Here is a 24,740-nt window from a genome sequence, read left to right on the forward strand (position 1 = left end):
AAGGATAAAAATACCCTTTTATTGTTTTAAATAATATTTTATGCTTATTTTACAACCTTAAGTGTTGTGGTAGCAGTGTAGTTCTTGTATTTTGCATCTCCACTGTATGCAACATCCAATGAGTAACTACCAGCAGGCAATTTAGAAATAGTAATTGAAGCACTTCCACCTACAATATTAGCCTTGTAATTATTGCCATTCACTGAAGTAGAAACTGTACCTGTTGCATCATCAGATAAGGTTACACTGACAATTGAGTAATCTTTATCTGAGTAGTATTTAGCTGTTGCTTTCATTCTGACGTTGTACTTGTTGACGTTGAATTTTACAGTTGTGGATTGGTTTTTGTACTTGTCGTCACCACTGTATTTTACAGCAAATGAATATTGACCAGCAGGCAAGTCAGGAATAACAATACTTGCAACACCATCAACAACAATACCAGAGTAATCAACACCATCAATAGTAATAACAACTTCACCAGAAGCATCACTTGCTAAAACAACATTGACAGTTGCATCATCACCGACTTTAACAGTACGAGCAGTCGCCTTCATAGTTGTGGATTGTTTGTTTACATTAAATGTTACTGTAGTGGTTCTGGTTTTATACTTGTCATCTCCACTATATACAACATCAAACTCATAACTACCATATGGCAAGTCTGGAATGATAACGCTTGCAGCACCATCAACAACAGCACCAGTATAAACAACACCATTAACATCAATGGAAACCTCACCAGAAGCATCACTAGCAAGCACAACATTAACAGTCACATCATCACCGACTTTAACAGTACGAGCAGTCGCTTTAATTGTAGTGGTCTGTTTATTGACATTGAATGTTACGGTTGTATTACCTGAATTGTATTTGCCATCTCCGCTGTATTCAACAGGCAATGCATATTGACCAACACCTAAGTCTGGAATAACAATAGTTGCAGCACCTTTTGAAACAGCACCAGTATAAACATTACCATTAACAGAAATGGACGCCTCACCAGTTGCATCTTTAGGCAATACAACATTAACTGTTACATTATTTCCTAATTTAACTGTACGTGCGGTTGCCTTAATAGTAGCATCAACTTTAAGAGTATTGAATTTAACAGTAGTGGACAGTGCTCTGTATTTGTCATCTCCACTGTATGATACAGTGAATGATTGTGCTCCTGCTTTTGAAATCACTGGAAGCTCAACAGTTGCAGTTCCATCAACTACATCACCAGTATAATCAACACCGTTGACAGTAATGCTTGCAGTACCTGTTGCATCACTAGGTAAAACAACATTTACAACAGCATTCTCATTAACATGCACATCATCAGCAGTTGCTTTTATACTTGGGTAATATTTGTTTACGTTGAAAGTAATTGGAGCAGTGTTGTTTTCATATTTAGCATCACCACTGTAGATTACATCAAAGTTGTATGTGCCAGCAGGTAACAATGGAGCATAGATAACTGCTTTACCGTTAACAAGCTCAGCAGAATAGTCAACACCATCAACAGTAATGTAAACAGTACCAGTAGCATCACTTTCAGATAAGACCACATCAATAGTAGCGTTTTGATCAACCCTACCAGGGTGTCCTTTAGCTTTAGTGAATTCTATAGCATTCTTCTCAACAGCAAATGAAACACTAGCAACAGCCTCATTGTATTTCTCATCACCAGCATAAATTACATCAGCAGAATATTCACCAGCAACCAAATCTGGAATAACAATAGTTGCAGCACCATTTTTGACAATACCAGTATAAACATTGCCATTAATAGAAATTGATGCTTCACCAGTTGCATCTTTAGGCAATACAACATTAACTGTTACATCATTTCCTACTTTAACTGTACTTGCAGTAGCCTTAATAGTAGCATCAACTTTAAGAGTATTGAATTTAACAGTAGTAGATAATACTCTGTATTTGTCATCTCCACTGTAGGATACTGTGAATGATTGTGCTCCTGCTTGTGAAATCACTGGAAGCTCAACAGTTGCAGTTCCATCAACTACATCACCAGTATAATCAACGCCGTCGACAGTAATGGTTACAGTACCTGTTGCATCACTAGGTAAAACAACATTTACAACAGCATTCTCATCAACATGCACATCAGCAGCAGTTGCCTTCATTGTTGGATAATATTTGTTTACGTTGAAAGTAATTGGAGCAGTGTTGTTTTCATATTTAGCATCACCACTGTAGATCACATCAAAGTTGTATGTACCAGCAGGTAACAATGGTGCGTAAATTACAGCAGCACCGTCAACGAGTTCGGCAGAATAGTCAACACCATTGACAGTTATGTAAACAGTACCAGTTGCATCACTTTCAGATAAGACCACATCAATAGTAGCGTTTTGATCAACCCTACCAGGGTGTCCTTTAGCTTTAGTGAATTCTATAGCATTCTTCTCAACAGCAAATGAAACACTAGCAACAGCCTCATTGTATTTCTCATCACCAGCATAGACTACATCAGCAGAATATTCACCAGCAACTAAACCAGGAACAACAATAGTAGCAGCACCATCCTCAATTGCAGCAGTATAACTATTGCCATCAATAGTGATGGACACATCACCAGTAACATCCACTTTATCAAATGTTACATTAACGATAACATCATCACCAACAATAACAGACTCTGCAGCAGCTTCCATAGTAGCATCAACTTTAAGAGTATTGAATTTAACAGTAGTGGATAGTGCTCTGTATTTGTCATCTCCACTGTATGATACAGTGAATGATTGTGCTCCTGCTTGTGAAATCACCGGAAGTTCAACAGTTGCAGTTCCGTCAACTACATCACCAGTATAATCCACGCCGTCGACAGTAATGGTTACAGTACCTGTTGCATCACTAGGTAAAACAACATTTACAACAGCATTCTCATCAACATGCACATCGGCAGCAGTTGCCTTCATAGTTGGGTAATATTTGTTTATATTGAAAGTAATTGGAGCGGTGTTGTTTTCATATTTAGCATCACCGCTGTAGATTACATCAAAGTTGTATGTACCAGCAGGTAACAATGGAGCATAGATAACTGCTTTACCGTTAACAAGCTCAGCAGAATAGTCAACACCATCAACAGTAATGTAAACAGTACCAGTAGCATCACTTTCAGATAAGACCACATCAATAGTAGCGTTTTGATCAACCCTACCAGGGTGTCCTTTAGCTTTAGTGAATTCTATAGCATTCTTCTCAACAGCAAATGAAACACTAGCAACAGCCTCATTGTATTTCTCATCACCAGCATAGACTACATCAGCAGAATATTCACCAGCAACTAAACCAGGAACAACAATACTTGCAACACCATTCTCAATAGCAGCAGCATAACTATTACCATCAACAGTGATGGACACATCACCAGTAACATCCACTTTATCAAATGTTACATTAACGATTACATCATCACCAACAATAACAGACTCTGCAGCAGCATCCATAGTAGTATTTGCTTTAAATACAGCAAATGAAACACTAGCAACAGCATCATTGTATTTCTCATCACCAGCATAGACTACATCAGCAGAATATTCACCAACAACTAAACCAGGAACAACAATAGTAGCAGCACCATTCTCAATAGCAGCAGCATAACTATTACCATCAACAGTGATGGACACATCACCAGTAACATCCACTTTATCAAATGTTACATTAACGATTACATCATCACCAACAATAACAGACTCTGCAGCAGCATCCATAGTAACGTTTGCTTTAAATACAGCAAATGAAACACTAGCAACAGCATCATTGTATTTCTCATCACCAGCATAGACTACATCAGCAGAATATTCACCAACAACTAAACCAGGAACAACAATAGTAGCAGCACCATTCTCAATAGCAGCAGCATAACTATTACCATCAACAGTGATGGACACATCACCAGTAACATCATCCCTATCAAATGTTACATTAACGATTACATCATCACCAACAATAACAGACTCTGCAGCAGCATCCATAGTAACGTTTGCTTTAAATACAGCAAATGAAACACTAGCAACAGCATCATTGTATTTCTCATCACCAGCATAGACTACATCAGCAGAATATTCACCAACAACTAAACCAGGAACAACAATACTTGCAGCACCATTCTCAATAGCAGCAGTATAACTATTACCATCAACAGTGATGGACACATCACCAGTAACATCATCCCTATCAAATGTTACATTAACGATTACATCATCACCAACAATAACAGACTCTGCAGCAGCATCCATAGTAACGTTTGCTTTAAATACAGTAAATGAAACACTAGCAACAGCATCATTGTAGTTTCCATCACCAGCATAGACTACATCAGCAGAATATTCACCAGCAACTAAACCAGGAACAACAATACTTGCAGCACCGTCTTCAATAGCAGCAGTATAATTATTGCCATCAATAGTGATGGACACATCACCAGTAACATCCACTTTATCAAATGTTACATTGACAATTACATCATCATCAACTACCACAGACTCTGCAGCAGCTTCCATAGTAGTGTTTGCTTTAAATACAGTGAATGAAGCATTAGCATTACTATCTAAGCTGTAAATGCTGTCAGGTGTGAAAGTAGCAGTTACTTCGTAATCTTTAGCAGCTAAACCAGGGATGATTGCACTGCTTTGACCTTCGGAAGTAATGTTTACTGTGTAATCAGTACCATCAATGGATACAACGATTGTACCAGTTGCTTTAGGATTGAATTCAACATTTACAACAGCATCTTCACCATAAGTGATATTTTCTACGGTGATTGCTAAATCAGAGGTAACTGGATAGTTGTTTTCTACAATATTAGTTTCACTAGCAGATTTAACAGCGCTGTCACCTTTTAACTCACTAGCAATTAATAAGTTATCGGTTACGTTGTTTCCTGTTTTTGTTTTCAAGTCCACAGCATAATCGCCAGTAGTGGTAATGTTGTTTGCTTTAATTACATTGTCATTTGAGTTAACAGTTACGGTAGCGTTCACATCATTGCCGATGAAAGTAACACCAGCACCACTGATAGTTACTGCACCACCGAAAGTGTTGTTTTCAACAACAGCATTTTTACCACTGATAGTAGCGGTAGTAGCAATAGTGTTGTCATAAGCAATAGCACCAGCGCCGCTGATAGTAGCGGAAGCAGCAGTGTTGTTATAAGCAACAGCACTTGCACCAACAGTAATTGCTTTTCCAACAATGTTATCATAAGCGACTGACTCTTTACCAGTAGACAAAGCACCAGTTACATTGTTATTGTAGATAATTGAACCAGCTTGAGCAGTCAAACCAGAACCATCAGTCATGGTGTTTCCAACATAAGTGTTGTTGTATGGATTTACACCACCGAATGAGGTACTGATTGAAGATTTATACAATGTATTGTTTTCAATTAAGTTGTTTTGACCTTCTACCATAAGACCTACAGAAATAGCAGAACCTTCTTTACCATAAATCCTATTGTTAGTAACTTTGTTGTAATTGTTTAAAGGTACACCACTTGGAGCGCCAGGAATATTGAAGATGTTTAAGTAAATCAAGTTTCCAACGTTTCCTTCAGCTTTAACAGTACAATTGTCAATAGTACAGTTGGTTGTCCAAGACATTGTGAAAGTGGTTGATCCACCGTTGTTTCTTGTGTACAAGTAACTGTTTTTAAGGATTACATTGGTTGAATTTTCTCTGATACTGGTTGCTCCTACTCCGGAACCTACTCTTTGGTCTTCAACAACTACACTGATGTTGTCTAAAACAACATCATGAGTATTTGCAATCCATACTTGAGTGTTGTGGAAGTAGATACCGGTTACATTGGATCCTGAACCACCAGTAGTTACAGCAAAACTGTTACCCGGACTTTCACCAAGTAAACTACCCGCAGTAGTGTTCAAGTCAACATAAGCATCATGAGTAGTTGAAATGATGTTTACAGGCTTGTTGACATTCATTTGAACAATAATATTAGTATCAGGATTGATTATGCTTCCTTGGAAGTCTAAAGTAGCTCCATCAGGGATGTAATCAAATAATTTACCATTATCAGCTTGATTGAAGTAATATAAGTAAGTATCTTGAGTTACAACACCATCAGCAACATATAATACTCCGGTTGCGGTTTCAGATGCAAAGTCAGGGCCTGCGTAAGCAGCAGTGATGACATTTTCACCAGCAACTAAATCTTCAGCAGGAATCACAACAGAACCATTACCCTCAGTTAATTCAACAGTGTATGATTTACCATTGATTTCAACAGTTACAGGACCTGTGGCATTAGGAACAGCAATATTAACAGTAGCATCAGAACCAATCCAGACAGATTCGGCCACAATACTTATTTCAGCTTTAGGCAAGTTGTTTTCTACAATGTTGGTTTCACTAGCAGATTTAACAGCTAAATCACCTTTATATACGTTAGCAATCAAGTAGTTTCCAGTGACATTGTTGCCTGTAGTGGATTTTAAATCTACAGCATAAGTGCCGGTAGTAGTAATGTTGTTTTCTTTAATTACATTATTATTGGAGTTGACAGTTACAGCATTAGCAACATCATTTCCAACGAAAGTAATGTTGGTTGCAGCTTTAGCAATAGTAACAGCACCAGCAACAGTGTTGTTTTCGACAACAGCATCAGCACCATTAATATTTAATTTACCGCCAACAGTGTTGTTATAAGCTACTACTCTTGCTCCAAGAGTTAAAGCACCGGATACATTATTGTTGTATGCAGTTGAGTCCGGTAAAACATTCATGGATCCACCATTAATGATTACATTGTTTATGTAAGTGTTATTTGGTGAAACGGATGTACCAGATTGAACAGTAATTCCAACACCTTTATAATCAACAGTGTTATTTTCAATTAAGTTGTTGTTTCCTGAAAGTACAAGACCCCAGCAGATTGCTGAAGATGAAGCAGGGCCTTTAATCTTATTGTTTGTTATATTATTGTAAACGTTTGCAGTAACACCAGAAGGAACATTTACATTGAAAGTGGTTAAGTAAATCATGTTTCCAACATTTCCTTCTGCAACTATAGTATTGTTGTCAAATGTGCAGTAATCAGCCCAAGCCATTACTAATGAAGAGGAACCACCATTGTTTCTTGTGTAGAAGTAACTGTTTTTGACTGTAACATAGGTACAGTTTTCCCTTACACTTGTAGCTCCAACACCGGAACCTACCCTTTGGTCTTCAATCACATTACTGATGTTGTCTAGAACAACATGATGAGTATTAGCAATCCATAATTGAGTGTTGTGGAAGTTAATACCAGTAATATTTGATCCGGAACCTCCGTAGCTTACAGTGAAGCGGTTACCTGGGTTTTCACCAGAGAGTGAACCAGCAGTTGTGTTCAAATCAATGTAAGCATCTTTAGTAGTTGATACAATGTTTACAGGTTTGTTTACATTCAACCAGATTTTTACACTTTGATCAGGATTTATGATTGAACCTTGGAAGTCTAAAGTAGCTCCTTCAGGGATGTAATCAAAGAATTTTCCGGAATCAGCTTGGTTGAAGTAGTACATGTATGTATCTTGAGTTACAACACCATCAGCAACGAACAATACGGCAGTAGCATTATTAGAAGCAAAGTCAGGACCGTTATAGGTAGCAGTGATGATATTTTCGCCGTTGACTAAGTCTTCAGCAGGAATCTCTTTTGCAGCAACGCCATCGACTAACTCAACATCATAAGATTTGCCGTTTACTTCAATAGTTACAGTACCGGTTGCATTAGGAACAGCCACACTGACAGTGCCATCGGAACCAATCCAAACAGGATCAGCAGTTATAATGACTTCAGCAGCCCTTACGATTGGCATTACAACACTGGCATCGGTTGAAGTTGCGGTAATTTCTTTATCATTAGCATCAATAGTGTAAGTAGTGCTTGCTTGAGCTCCTACAGTACCAACAACAGTATTTAAATTGCCACTAGTGGATGTGAAAGTCACATTAATACCATCAGGCAAGTTAGGATTATCAAATGTAGCAGTTACATTAATTTCACCTTCATATGCACCTTCAGGAGTGTAGGAAGCATCCATTTTAGCCCAAGAATCGACAGTGACGTTAACTGCTTTGTCAGCAGGTTCGTCATTAGTACCCCACCAGTTGTCATTAGCGACATAAGTACCGTTAGTAGAATCAGCGATAATTGCGACACCATCGTTTAAGATGATGGAATTACTGATTTCTAAGGTATTTACTTCTTCAGGGTGTAATTGACTGTTGTAGTATCTCATGTAGATTTCAGGACCTTGTGTAGCACTGTTGTTTTTAAAGATTGATTTATTGATTATGACTTTACCAGCTGAAGCGTAGATTGCACCACCTTGAGAAGGTTTGTAGTCATCGCCAGTATTGTCAGTACATGTGTTGTTTTCAAATATACAATCGTTGATGAACATTGTCACGTTGTTGTTTACGTAGATTGCACCACCTTGACCCGCGTATAATCTGGCTCCTAAAGCAGAGTTGTTGATGAATGAACATCCTTCAACCAATACATAAGAAGCAGAACCATTTATTTGGTTTCCGCTGTAGCTGCTAACGGATGTTGCAGTACCTGAAACATAAATAGCTGCACCGGAACCTCCGCTTGAGGAAGTTGCATTGTTTCCTATGAATGAAGAGTTATAAACAGTAGCAATAGAACTGGACAAGTACAATACACCATACTTATTATGATTGTCTGTAAAGTTACAATTATCTACATATAAAGTACCTGTACCTACATTAATAATACCATTGCTAGTAGAAGTTTTATGACCTGTGTTTCCTTTAAATTCAGAGTTGGTTATAGTCAAATCAGCGTTCCTTACATAAACAATTGAATCTCTAAATTCTCCACCATTTTTAATAAATTTAGTACCGTCAAGAGTTAAGCTACCACCAGCAACACGGATAACAGATCCAGTGTAGCTTGCATTGAAGTTGGTGAATGTTAAGTTGGAAATGCTTACATCTCCGGATTTAATCCAGAATGCTTTTTTGGTTGCATCTTGAGCTTTCAATATAACTTCGCCAACAGTACTAATGTTTAAATCGGAAGTAATTTCAATTTGAGGAGAATCATAAGTACCTTCATCGATAATAATTATGCCAGATCCAGCTTGTGCCAATTCTACTGCTTTTGCAATAGTAGCGACAGGAGTGTCAATAGCACCATTATTGTTATCGTCACCAGTCAAGTTTACATAAATAATACCGTCATATGCTTTAGCTGGAAGGTTGTCTTGTATAATGTTGTTTTGACCTGCAGCAATTACAGCTGCTTCATCACCTTCTAATTCATGAGCATATAATGTGTTTCCGGTTACATTGGTGTTTACTGCATTTACATAGTAGACAGCGTATTTACCGTCAACGGTAATAGTATTGCCTTTAATATCGGCAGCAACATCTCCAGACATGTAATCAGAGGACATACTTACACCGTAAACTGGATTGCTATCATCATAGGTTGCAAAGTTTGCAACATTAATTGTGTTGTTGTAAACTCTTGTCATGTCTATTTCGGTTTCAATACCCGCAACCAATGCATAGCCGCCAGCAGTAGCAGAACCAGTAATATCAATTGTGTTGTCTGTTACAGTTAAATCACCGTATCCGCCCCAATTAGATGCATAAATACCGCAAGTAGGACCTTTGGAAATAGCAGTCAAATTGTTATTTGAAACAGTAACGGTGAAAGGACCGGTTAATTGGATAGGATATGCAGCGCCTGTACGGTCAATACCAGAAGTAGTGTTTACAATGATGTTGTTTTCTTCAACAATACCAGTTGATGTGTAAATATCAAGAGCGTAGTAGTATCTTGCTTCATTTGATGTTGTTTCATCAGTGAGAGTAATGTTATTTAAGTTTACTAAAGCATTATCAACATTTTGAACCATTACAGCATCAATAGTAGGATAACCGCCAATAGCACCATTAGTGTTTACAGTTACAGTATTTAGGGTGAAGGTAACATTGTTTCCGCCTTTAATATGGACACCCAATACTAAATCAATACTATTAGAACCATCATATACAACATCAACAGCAGGGAAAGTAGCGTCAATAGTGTTATTCTCAATTAAAGCATTTTCACTGTCGCATACTCTCAAACCATAATTGAGTTTAGTTCCAGGATTGGTACTTACATAACTAATTGTAGAATTGGTTAATTTGAAGTTGTTTGCAGCATTTGCATAAATTCCGATTGCTTCTACTTCACTAGGAGCAGCGTAATCAACAAATACATCGCTGATTTCAATGTCTGAACCGGTTGCATAGATTGCCGCACCATCATTGTCTGCAAACTCTTTGTCTGCATAAATGGTGAAACCGGATAATTTCACATCGTCAGCAGCGAGTTTAACAGCAATGTTTTCTAATACAGCTTTATCGGATGTTACATTGATTGGCCTGTTAAAGGTAATGACATCCACTAAATCAGAGAATGGACCTTCAAAGATTAACTCATCGAATGTAATGCTATCTAATAATATTCCATTTGCATCGAAGAAGTTATAGAATGTATCATTAGTCACAATATTGGTTAACTCTTCAGCTGGAAGGTTGTCTTGTACAACATTATTGTCACCAGCAGCAGATACTGCTTCGTCACCTTTCAATTCGTGAGCAATTAAGTAGTTTCCAGTTACAGTTGATTCACTTGGAGCGTAAAGGAATTCTACAGCATATTTTCCATCAGGAACATATATTTCATTATCTTTTACATCGAAAGTTAAAGTTGGTGCACTGTATTGGATTGCGCTTACACCAGAAACAGGATAATTATCAGCATATCCGCCTTTATTTTGTACGTAGATTGTGTTGTTGTAAATAGTAGCATAACCAGTTTGTATTTCAATACCTGAAATTAATGCAAAGTCATTTGATCCGGTTGCTAAACCAGTTACATTAATGAAGTTGTCTTTAATTACTAAATCTTTAGCTGGTCCGAAACCATACATTGAAGCGATACCTAAGTTAGGGCCGTTGGATTCACAGGTAATGTTGTTTCCAATGAAAGTAGCCTCAGAGGTAGCGGTTTGTATAGCATATGCTGAACCAGAACCGGATTGACCACCAGTTGTTGAAATGTTGAAGTTATTATCAATGAATTCTACTCCTTCACTGAATCCGCATTCAATAGCGTATAAGTAGATTGCAGTTCCAGCAGGGGTAAGCTCATCAACCATAGTGAAGTTGTTTCCTTGAACCAAGATATCTTCACTTCCTACGATGTATAATGCTTGAACAGTAGGGAAACTTGCATCATATGAATTAACTGATACATCTATATTGTTGTTGGTTAATTCAACAGTATAAGCTTCATATACTCTGATTGGGTTTACATAGCATAATCCCATCATGAAGTAATCATAGTCATAAGTTCCAACTAATAAACTTGGATAATCTGCGGTTATGTTGTTGCCGTCTACGATTACATCTTCAACATTATTCAAGTTGATTACAGTGACTAAATTTTCATCATCAGTTACATGGTTTTCGAAGTAAATTCTGTTGTTTAAGATATTTACATCAGTAATAACCTTATTTTCGTCACCTGCAACATTAATTACATTTGCACTTTCATCATCAACTATGTATGAGATTATTAAGTTGGTCAAATCAACATTTGAAGCACCGACATTAATTAAATCGCCTAATGAAGTAGTGGCAATTAAGGTCAAGTTATCTATTGCAACATCTTCAGAATCAATCATGATACCAAGATCATTTAAAACAGCCCCTTCACCAGTGATAGTGATAGGTCTGTTGATAATTATATAACCAGCTGCCAAATCAGAGAATTCTCCTTGGAATATCAATTCATCGAATGTAACAGTATCCAATAAGAAACCGCTTTCATCGAAGAAGTTATAGAATGTATCGTTGGTTACAATATTGGTTGTAACCGGACTAGTGATAGGCATTACAATAGTTGCTTCGCCGGAAGTTGCAGTGATAGCCTCATCGTTAGCGTCAATTGTGTAGGTTGTGCTTGCTTGTGCATCCACAGTTGAAACAACAGTGTTTAAACCGCTGGTAGAACCGAATGTTACTTCAATTCCATCAGGTAAGTTAGCGTTACTGAATACAGCAGTCACGGTTACTTCATCGCCAGCTTGAGCATCATCAGGTGCGAAACTTGCGTCCATTGTTACCCAATTGGATACGTCAACTTCAGGACAGTCATATTCTTCCCACTCATCATCTTCATAGTATCCGACACCGTTTAAATCTTTAGGGTTATCGTTAGTTCCCCACCAGCAGTTTTGAGCAGTTACAACATTGTCTTCACCATCATTGTAAATGAGATAGTTCTTAGCATCACCTAATAATACGGAGTTGTTTACAGTGAGTTTGTTTCCGTTGTATATTGCATCACCGTAATAGTCATCATCCATAGTGTTAGCGGTGTTGTTTATGAACATACATTTATCAACATTTGCGGTTACGCGATAGCCTAGATAAATAGCACCACCGCTTCTATAGGCTTTGTTGTTGACGAATATGGAATCAACCACAGTCATAGTACCGCCGGAAGAAAAGATTGCACCACCATATGCAACAGTGTTGGTGTTATCAATAAATTCGCTTCCTTTTACATCAATATTATAATTGAAGTTGCCTTTGATGACACCTTGTCTTGCGGTGTTGTTGATGAATTTGGAATCTTCAATAACCATGTTTCCGCTTCCGGAGTTGATGTTGACAACAGCCATTACAGAGGTTGTATCAACAATGGAGTTGTTTACAAATACTGTATTATTGATTAAGATGTCTCCAGAAGCATCTTGTTGAATTACATTTCCACTCATACTGTTTGTAATGTTTGAGTCTTTGATGGTTAATTTACCATTGCTTTTTATGAGATATCCGTCAGCTTGGTTGTTGACGATAGTTACATTATCTAAAATCAATTCATTAGCGAAACTGTAGACAGCAGCTCCGTAACCGTTTGCATTTGTTAAAATTAAATTAGACAATTCAATTTTACTTGCGGTATCACCATATTCCATGAAGAATAATCTTCCTTCATTATTGGCATCAAGAGTAACTTTACCTTCACCAGTGACGGTTAAATCACCAGATACATGGTAACCGTTTCCAGTATAAGTTCCTTCATTAATTATAATTTCATGAGATCCCATCTCAGCAAGTTCAACAGCTTTGCCTATAGTTGCCACAGGAGCATCAATGGAACCGACATTGTCATCGCTACCTGCAGTGCTTACATAAATAATTCCAGTGTATCTTTCTTTAACAGTAATAGGAATTACAAATTCTTCAGCAATTATGTAAACTTTAACTCTGTCATTGCGAGCAACATCGCTTGTGTAAGTTACTTGAGCAAATCCGTTTTGAAGAGCCAATTGAGTTTGGCTTAAATCACCATCAGCAGTTAACATCACTTCAATTGGATAAGCTGGAAGATGGCTGCTTGCATCACTACCGTCATTTAAGGTAGCTTTCATTGTAATTTTAGCAGATTCGTCAGTGTAAATTTCAGAAGCATCAGCGGTTGCATCGAATATGACCCAATTGTCAATTTCTAATGAGGTAGCAGGAGTACTGGATCCCCAGTAGTTGTAATTAGCATCAATAACACCCTCGGTTTCGGCAGCAACTACATCTGCACCAGCATCAAGGGTTATGAACAGATTATCATTGATGACTGCATTCCAACTGCCTACAACTAAAATAGGATCCATATTAGAAGTCAAGATATTTTTCTTGAAGTTTAAAGTACCTGATGTTTGTATAGGTTCGCCCAATAAGTTAACGCCGACAGCTACAAAATTATTGCTTGGAGCCATCATACAATCGGTTATGCTTAGTTCATTCATACTTATTGGAACTTGAATAAAGGAAGTTGGATCGCCGGTGAATGTTAATTTTGAAAATGAAACAGAATCAACAAAATAAGTATCATCCATCGGTTCTGTAGGATTTGTAATAAGGAAAGCACCATTGACCGCATTAATTATTGCACCATCACGGCTCTCACCAATGAAATTAACAGATTTACCAACCATTATTGCATCAAGAAGAGTATATTCTCCATTGCAAAGGAAAATGGTTCCTCCTTCAGGTACAATTGCTAAAGCATTTTCCAAAGTGGTTGGAGTGTCTTTGGATGAACCGTCACCAGTACCGTCCGGTGAAGCATAAACATAATCAGATCCTTCTTCAGGAGTAAGACCTGGAACTTCTTTTTCTAAAGCGTCACCATTATTTAATGTGTATTCACCATTGTTTTCAATTATCCAAGTGTTTGCAGTAATGCCTTCAGGTAATGTATTTGAACCCCAGTAGTTTGCATCTAAAGTGTAAACTCCATTGTCAGCATTAGTAAATGCAGTATTGAAAGCATTATTTTGAATATTGTTATAATTTAAATCAAAAGTAGCACTTGCACTATTAGCAGTCAAAATGTGATTTGGCTGAGTATTGTTAGCAATGAGACTTGATTCAATGGTCACTGTTTTTGCACCATTGACAAATATGAAACCTGCTATTGCAAGATCCCTGTAGACATAATTGTCTACTAATTTGGATCTTTTAATATTCATGTTTCCTTTAGTGGCGATGAGACCACTTGATTTATCTAAATTACAATTGCAAATAGTCACATTATCTAAAGTAACAGTACCACTAGTTCTTTCATTGTAAATTGCACCGAAGATGTATGATGCAGTGCTTGCACTTGAAATTGATGAACCGTCAATGACAGTATTTTTTATAGTCCATTCACTAGTAGAACTACCACCAAAATCAATAGCACTGGAATAAGCACCATTAGAAGATTTTGTATCTAATAGTTTACAGTTATCAATTGTTACGGTTCCAGAAGTATAGATACGTATTGCACCATATCTGGAAGCACAATTATCAAAGGTACAGTCAGTTATATTTACATTTCCGTCTCCACCGATGAATATTGGAGTTTTTGCACCAGTCATTGAGATATCTTTAAAGGTTAAACCGCTAATGACCAATGAAGAATAGCCAGAAGTGGTTGTATAGAATAAATCATTGTCAGCAGATTTAATTATTACACCCTCTTGGCTTTCACCAATGAATTTTAACTGTTTTGCACCGATATCAATTTTTGCAGTTTCGGTGTATTCACCGTTCTTGATGAAGATTGTTTCACCACCAGTAGCAGCGCTAACAGCGGATGAAATTGTCGTATAATCTCCACCCCCATTCGCATCGACAACAAATGTGTCTCCACTCGCACTTAATGCATCATCAGATTCCCCATCCAATGCTATTATCCCTGCATCAGATGTTTCCAACGTGTCATTAAGTGGTTCTGCCGCACTAGCCGCATTAATGCAACAAATAATCATTAACACGAGTAATGCACATATAAAAATCTTCTTATTAAATTTCATTTAACCACTCGATTTTTGTGTTATAAAGTTAAGTTTAAAATTATACAACTTTACATTAATAAATTATATAATATCTACTATATAAATCCACATAATTTGATAAAAAATAAATTGTATATGATTAAATTTTTTATATAATAAATTTTGAATTGATAAAAAAAGAATTGAATAAAAGGATAAAAATCTATCCTTTTATCATTTAAAGTTTATTTATCCACTTTAAGAGTTTTTGTAACAGTGTAGTTTTTGTATTTGTCATCACCACTATATCTAATGTCCAATGTGTAGTCTCCAGTCGGCAATTTAGGAACTGCAATCAATGCACTGCCATCGACAATTTCAGCAGCATATTCATTAGAATTAATTTCTACTGCAATAGTTCCTGTTGCATCATCAGACAGGATTGTACTGATCATTGCAAAGTCATCCTTATAATTGTAATTAGCTGTAACTTTCATTCTTACATTGTGTTTGTTGACATTAAATTTGACATATGTTGATTGGTTCTTATACTTGTCATCACCACCGTATTTTACATCCAATGCATATTGACCTGCAGGCAATTCTGGAATGACAATGCTTGCAACACCATCTTCAACTGCAGCGGTGTAATCTGCACCATTTACAGTAATAATTACTTCACCTGTTGCGTCACTTGCCAAGGCAACATTGACTGTTACATTGTCTTCAACTTTAACTGTACGGGCTGTTGCCTTCATTCTTGTGCTTGCCTTGTTGACATTGAATGTGACAGTAGTGTTTCTAGCCTTATACTTATCGTCACCACTGTATTGTACTTTCAAAGCATATTTACCGACAGTCAAATCAGGAATTGTGATTCTAGCGGCGCCTCCAGTCACTTCTGCAGTATATTCAACATCATCAACATTGATTGTTACATTTCCGGTAGCATCGCTTGATAAGGCAACATTTACGATAACATCATCACCTACATGAACTGTGCGTGCAGTAGCTTTTAGAGCTGAGTTCTGTTTGTTCACGTTGAATGTTACAATAGTGTTTTTGGCTTTATATGTATCATCTCCACTGTATTCAACTGTTAAAGCATATTGCCCAATCGGCAAGTCTGGAATGACAATGCTTGCAGTTCCGTCTTCAATTTCAGCTGAATAAAGATTATCACCATATACGATTGAAACAGAACCAGTTGCATCACTGGATAATACTACATTAACTGTTACTTCATCACCCACCCTTACTGTACGGGCGGTAGCTTTCATATCAACACTGTTTTTGATAACACTGAATGTTACTTCAGTAGTATATGGTCTGTATTTGTCGTCTCCACTGTATACAATCTCAAATGTATGTTCACCTGCCTCTGACATTATTGGAAGTTCAACAGTTGCAGTTCCGTCAACTACATCACCAGTATAATCCACGCCGTCGACAGTAATGGTTACAGTACCTGTTGCATCACTAGGTAAAACAACATTTACAACAGCACTCTCATCAACATGCACATCAGCAGCAGTTGCCTTCATAGTTGGATAATATTTGTTTACGTTGAAAGTAATTGGAGCAGTGTTGTTTTCATATTTAGCATCACCGCTGTAGATTACATCAAAGTTGTATGTACCAGCAGGTAACAATGGAGCATAGATAACTGCTTTACCGTTAACAAGCTCAGCAGAATAGTCAACACCATCAACAGTAATGTAAACAGTACCAGTAGCATCACTTTCAGATAAGACCACATCAACAGTAGCATTTTTATCAACCCTACCAGGGTGTCCTTTAGCTTTAGTGAATTCCACAGCATTCTTTTCAACAGCAAATGAAACACTAGCAACAGCATCATTGTATTTCTCATCACCAGCATAAATTACATCAGCAGAATATTCACCAACAACCAAATCTGGAATAACAATAGTTGCAGCACCATTTTTGACAATACCAGTATAAACATTACCATTAACAGAAATGGATGCTTCACCAGTTGCATCTTTAGGCAATACAACATTAACAGTTACATCATTTCCTACTTTAACTGAAGGTGCAGTAGCCTTAATAGTAGCATCAACTTTAAGAGTATTGAATTTAACAGTAGTGGACAGTGCTCTGTATTTGTCATCTCCACTGTATGATACAGTGAATGATTGTGCTCCTGCTTGTGAAATCACTGGAAGCTCAACAGTTGCAGATCCGTCAACAACATCATCAGTATAATCCACGCCGTCGACAGTAATGGTTACAGTACCTGTTGCATCACTAGGTAAAACAACATTTACAACAGCATTCTCATCAACATGCACATCAGCAGCAGTTGCCTTCATAGTTGGGTAATATTTGTTTACGTTGAAAGTAATTGGAGCAGTGTTGTTTTCATATTTAGCATCACCACTGTAGATCACATCAAAGTTGTATGTACCAGCAGGTAACAATGGAGCATAGATAACTGCAGCACCATCAACCAACTCAGCTGAATATTCAATGCCGTTAACATTGATTGAAACAGTTCCAGTAGCATCACTTTCAGATAAGATCACATCAACAGTAGCATTTTTATCAACCCTACCAGGGTGTCCCTTAGCTTTGTTAAATTCTACAGCATATTTGTCAACAGCAAATGAAACAGCAGCAGTATTAGATTCGTATCTATCATCACCGCTGTAGATTACATCAAAGTTGTATGAACCTGCAGGCAATAATGGTGCGTAAATTACGGCAGCACCGTCAACGAGTTCGGCAGAATAGTCAGTACCATCGACAGTTATGTAAACAGTACCGGCAGCATCACTTTCAGATAAGATTACATCAACAGTAGCGTTTTGATCAACCCTTCCAGAGTGTCCTTTAACTTTGTTAAATTCTACAGCATATTTGTCAACAGCAAATGAAACAGCAGTAGTATTAGACCCGTATCTATCATCACCACTATAGACAACATCAAATGTGTAATTACCTGCAGGCAACAATGGAAGAACGATAGTTGCACTGCCCCCAACAACAGGAGCAATGTATTCTGTACCATCAATTGTAATTGACACATTACCGGCAGCATCGCTTTGAGATAAAATAACTTCCACCGTAGCATTCACATCAACTTTAGTGTTATTTGCACTAGCATTAATTATAACATTAAAGAGCGGCTTATTATCTTTAACAACATTATTGTCACCAGCAATATGAACTGCATCGTCAGCTAACAATTCATGTGCATATAATGTATTATCGGTCACATTAGAGTTTACTGCCTCCAATAAATATACGGCATATTTACCGTCAGTATAAACGGTATTGTCCCTTATGTCAAACATATGTGTACTGCCGATATCCTGAGCATAACTAATACCATATAATGCATTTTTATCGGAATATGCCCCTACACTATCTGTGTAAATTGTATTGTTGTATATTTTTGCATAGGTATCCTGAAGTTCAATACCTGATACTAAAGCATAAACGTCTGGTGTAGCCAAACCTGTAACATTAATGCAGTTATTTGTTACAACAATGTCAGTTCCGCCTTCATAGTTTTGTGAGTAGATACCTAATGCAGGACCATTGGAAACTGAAGTTAAATTGTTATTGTCAATTAAAAGACCATTGTATGGTCCAGTAGCCTGAACTGGATAAGCAGTTCCTTTAGCTTCAATACCTGCGGTAGAATTAATTAGCACATTATTGTTCATGACAGTTATACCATCAAAATTGTATAAGTCAATGGCATTGGAGTAACCCGCATTTCCCGCATTTACGGTGTCAAGATGAGTGATGTTGTTGTAGCTAATCTCCAAATTATTAACTCCATCAACCATAATGGAATCGATTGTTGGGAAATCACCTACAGCGGATTTTGTTAAAACATTGATTTCGTTTTGAGTCAATTTGCCATTATCACCATTTTGAATACCAATAGCCAATACTAAATCCTGATCAATTCCCACTCTTTCAGAATAATAATAGGTATAAGCAACATCCCTTGCAGGCAAAGTGGCATTGATTACATTTCCACTAACTAAAAAGTCATTGGAATCACGAATCTGCAGTGCATGTTGATTGACAATAGATCCATCATCATTATTGGAATCAAAGATTATAGTTGAATTGATTAGATTGAATTCGTCTGAAGTAACCAAAACGGCAAATGCATCAACAGCCTTTGGAGTGGTATAATTGACTGCAATGTTATTTAATTCCACAGCATTTGCACTAACTAGAATAAGTGCACCTGAATTTTCGGCAAATGAAGCCTTATCGGCAACGAAAGATATGTTACTTACTTTAATATCATCAGCCAGAAGCTTAAATGCAATGTCATAAATTTTAGCATTATCTCCACTAATAGAAATACTTTTAGGGATACTTATAACATTAACATCAATTCCGGAAAATTCACCATGGAACACAAGCTCTTCCTCACCAATAGCGTTTCTTAAAACACCTGTATCATCAAAGAAGTTGAAGAATGTTGAATTCCATAATTCACATATTCCAGTGACATTCAATGTAGCATGACTTTCATTACCATCAAATAAACCGGATTCATCGACAAATTTGGCAATTAAATCATAAATTCCAATATCAGTTGGTATGACAACATCCTTAATCGCTTTTCCTTGGCTGACCGGGATGGTGTCGAGTAAAGTATCATCCGCGTATAATTCCACTACTCCACTGTTCACTTCACTTTCGGCAGTCACATTGATAACAACATTCACCATATCATATTTTCTAGCGGTGATGTTGTTGACTTCAACTTTCACTTTTGAAGAAATGACAAGTAATTCAACAGTTTCATCATCAACATTGATTGCCACATATCTGATATTTTCAGGTACTTCATAATCATATGCGAATTCACCGTTTTCTAAAGTCCCATTAATGTTTCCGGCTGTTGTTTTAATAGTTACATCACGTTTGACTGTTATCGGTTTGGACATTGTACCATTTACAGTACCTGTGGTGTAATTGTTGATGCTTGCTGTTAACCTAATGGTGTTTCCATCCTGAATGGCGGAATCATTATTGGCAGTTAAAATAGCCCATCTGTTAAGAGTTGGCTTGTACCTGTTGTTTCCACCTGTAAGGTCTTTCGGACTGTCATTTGAACCCCACCAGTTGTCATTCAATGTGATCGAAGGAGATGCTGAATCTGTTTTATAACCATAGACCGCCAAACCGTTGGCATCAGCATTATCAATCAATACTGAGCTTGAAACTGTTATGGTAGTGACCCTTCCATAGATTGCTCCACCGTTTGCACCGCATGTGTTGTTTTCAAATAAACTACCTGTAATGGTCATTGTACCGTATTTATAGTAGTTGCTTGCACTTGAAACATAAATCGCTCCACCACCATAGCCCTCTTTTCCATTAGCATGGTTTGCAATGAATTTGGAGTTGGATATTTTAGCAGTGGCATCCAATTGTACAAGAGCGATTGCACCACCTGAAGATGTGCCTTCTGCCCTATTGTTTATGAATGTTGAATTGTCAACATTTAAAGTAAACTCATAAAATGCGCTGTTGCGTTGAGTATAGATTGCTCCACCACCATTCATGTCATAACCAGTAGCAATGTTATTTTCAAATGTTGAATTTATCACTTCCAAACTTGTAATATCACTATCGCATTGAGAGAAGATTGCTCCACCCTGTTTTGCAGAACAGTTTGCAATAGTGGTGTTGATTATAGTCAATTTACCTACATTGAAAATTGCCCCACCATTGTTTGTGCCGGCAGAGGAATTGGCTAATGTACAATTAATCAATGTCAATCGATTGCTATTTCCTAAAAGCGCACCGCTTTCATCAGCAGTGTAACCATTAATCATGATAACGTTTTTAATTACAACACTTGCTTCAGAGCCGACATAGAGAATTCTATTATTATTGTTAGCATCAATTACTGCCTTACCTTGACCAGTAATGTTTAAATCTTCATAAACACTTCCCAAATCACCTGTTGTGTGGACACCGTTTAAAAGAACTATTTGGCCTTTGGTAGCTATTTCCATAGCATGGGCAATTGTTTTGACAGCGTTTTTCTTGGTCAAACCATCGTTGGAATCATCACCATTTGGTGATACATAAATTATTCCTTCTTCAGGGGATACATCAACATTTATAGGGATTAAAGCAGTAGCGTCTGAAGAAGTGATGTTAACAATGTCTTCTGCTGAAACTGCTGCACCATAAACAAACTCTGCAACGTTACCAGATGTTGTTTTAAGAGAACTATCCAAATCACCATAAATTGCACTTGCAGACACATCTACTTCAGGAATTCTTTCAGATAAAGGCTTCAAAGCATTGTCTGAATCGATATAATTAGTGAAGTCAACAGTAATCTCTACACTGTCACCCACCAATACGGTATCATCAACCATATCGGTTGTAACATTCATGTAGACCCAATTTGATGAGTCTATTACGCAGTCCGCATCATCACCCCAGTCGTCTTCGTAGGTTCCGACACCATTCAAGGATGAAGGATCTTCATTTGTTCCCCACCAGTTGTATTGTGCATTCACATCATTTTCACTTTCTGAGTAAACAAGTGAATTTTCAGCATTTGTCAACAATACGCAGTAGTTAAGAGTGAGCCTGCCCTTGTTGTATATTGCATCACCATGATTATCGCCTTGTTCAAGGTTGGCTGTGTTGTTGATGAATGTGGATTTTGTAATGGTTGCAACCCTATTATATCCTACACTAATGGCACCTGCGTCCTTATTTGCTTTGTTGTTAATGAATGTAGTGTTTGTTACAGTCAATGAATCAGAATCGCTGATTGCACCACCATAACCTAATTTATTTGTATTATTGATGAATTTAGAGTCTTTAATAGTTGTCCTTTTGTTTACTTTGAATATTCCCAATTGTCCTGTGTTGTTTATGAATGCAGTATTTTCGACAATTGCGCTTCTACTATCATATGAACTGGAATAAACAATAGCATTATTGGTTACGGTGTTGTTTTCAAACAGAGTATTGTTTATTATCAAGTCCCCATTTCCTGAAAAGTCAATTACGGTTGCCCCGTTATGGTTTGCGATTACGCAGTCGTTCATGGTAAGCTTGCCTGACTGGATGATGAGGCTACCGCTTCCAGGGTTGTCGGTAATTGATACATTGTTTAAGATCAATTCACTTGCATAACTGTTGATTGCCTGACCATAGTTGGCATCTGCACCAGCGAGAATCAAATTATTCAATATGATTTTGCTAGCTCCAGAAGGATAACCTGTAGCGAACAATCCTCCTTGGCCATCTGCATCAAGTGTAACTTTACCTACACCTGTAATGTTCAAATCATTAGTTACTTGATAGCCGTATCCTATGTAAGTGCCTTCATCAATGAAAATCCGGCCGGATCCTGCACTTGCAATTTCAATAGCCTTTGCTAAACTTGCTACGGGAGCATCAATTGTTCCTTCATTATTGTCATCACCTGTTTTATTAACATAAACAATTCCATCATAGGAAGAAGGGTCCTCGCCTTCAATTCCAATCTCTACATTATCACCGTCGCAAGTTACAGTGATTACATCATTTACATTAGTTACTGTGAAAGTCTGTGATTTGACTTGACTTTTGTTAACAACTATGCTTGCAGGAGTTATTTCACCGTTTTGGGCAGATACTTCAACAACATAATAATCTTTATGAATTTCTCCACCGGCCAACACTTCGATATTTCCGGAAGATGTTTTGACATGATTAAAGTCAATTGTTAAAGTTATTTCATTTTTTTCAGATAACTCAGAGTCATCCACCTCAACATTCATTATGACCCATTTGTCAACATTGGCATCCGGTTGGTCATTGGTTGCCCACCAATTGTTGTTGGCGGTTATTGTTCCTGTTGAACCTATGAACTTGTCCACACTGTTTTTACTGAGGTCTGAGTATTCCACATTGATACTTCCTCTCTGGTTGTAGAATAGACCTTTACCTGATTTGACAATTGTGTTTCCTGTAATTATACATTGAGTTATATTGATATTTGAATTATCGTTGTTAGCCCAAATTAAATTGTCTCCCCCATTTGCACCGTTGAGAGAAGCATTCACAACATTATCAGAAATTGTAGTGTTTACAATAGTTAATTTAGACCTGGATTCTATTAAACTCATCATAGGTCCATTATTATCAATAATTTTAGAGTTGGACAATGTGATATCCGCACCATAAGTGTTTACATAGAGAATTGTCCTTAGATATGAAGCAGTTGTTGAAACAGCAACACTTTCATCCAGTTTACAGTTTTTAATTTCAATATTGTCCAAAATAAGTTTACCATCATCATTAACAGTTAAAATTACTGTATTTGAAGTGGAACCGGTTACATCCTCAATGATACAATTTGTAACATTTGTATTTCCATTTTCATTTCCTATTGCAATAGCGCCTAATTTGGAATTTATGTTTCTGAAGTTACAGTTATCGATAGTGAAATTGCCGTCTTTGCTGTACAATACCAAAGCGGCAGAAGTTCTGGCTGTAGAATCAAGGCCGTCAAAAACAAGGTTTTTGAAGTTCCATACCAGATTGTCTCCATAAATGTCAAAGACATATGCACCGGTTCCATGAATGATAACTCCGTCTTTTTCCTGACCAACGATAGATAATGATACTCCCTCATCATCACCTATATCAATGGCACCAGTTGTATAATCACCATTCAACACATAAACGGTAGCAGTTTTGTTTTCCCTAGCCTTAACCATGTCAACTGCATGTGAAAAAGTAGCAATTGCATTTTCTTCAGACAAACCGTCATTTTCATCATTACCAGAGTCAGATAAATAAATTGTTCCTTCAGGAAGAACAACAGATTCCCCATCACCAGTTCGTTCAGGAACAGTTTTTTCCAAAACCTCTCCTGCACTTAAGGCGTACTCACCGTTCTTGACGAAGACTGTTCCTCCACCAGTAGCGGCACTAACAGCAGAAGAAATTGCATCATAATCTTCGCACCCATTCGCCTCAACAATAAAATTGTCCCCACCGGGAACATCATATACATCCACCTCATCAATTGTATCTGTTCCCAATGTTTCATTAAATGAATCTTCAGCACTGCATGTATTAATGCATGATACAACCATCAATACAAGCAGCATTGTAAAAATAACCTTCTTCATATAATCACATGATTTATTTTATAAAGTAAAACTTAATAAAAATAAAATTTACATTAATAAGTTATGTTGGAACTCATATTTAAAATATTAATTACATATTGGCGAGAGAAAAAAGTATCAAAATAATTTAAACAACAGTTAATTAAATTAAATTTTAAATACAATTCACTAAAATAAACGATGAAACATCATCAATACTGATTAATATTGA

General features: G+C 37.1%; 2 protein-coding genes. Both read right to left on the reverse strand.

Going from position 1 to position 24,740, the window contains the following annotated elements; all coding sequences use genetic code 11:
- Positions 1–44 precede the first annotated feature (44 nt).
- Positions 45–15,413 carry an Ig-like domain repeat protein gene (locus TL18_RS09785; RefSeq protein ID WP_067044919.1) on the reverse strand — a complete coding sequence of 5,123 codons (15,369 nt, stop codon included), beginning with the start codon at positions 15,411–15,413 and terminating at the stop codon, positions 45–47.
- Positions 15,414–15,619: 206 nt separating this feature from the next.
- Entirely contained in the window at positions 15,620–24,529 is an 8,910-nt protein-coding gene (locus tag TL18_RS09790) for an Ig-like domain repeat protein (RefSeq protein WP_067044921.1), read from the reverse strand.
- Positions 24,530–24,740: the final 211 nt, after the last annotated feature.

The sequence above is a fragment of the Methanobrevibacter sp. YE315 genome (assembly GCF_001548675.1).
GTDB lineage: Archaea > Methanobacteriota > Methanobacteria > Methanobacteriales > Methanobacteriaceae > Methanocatella.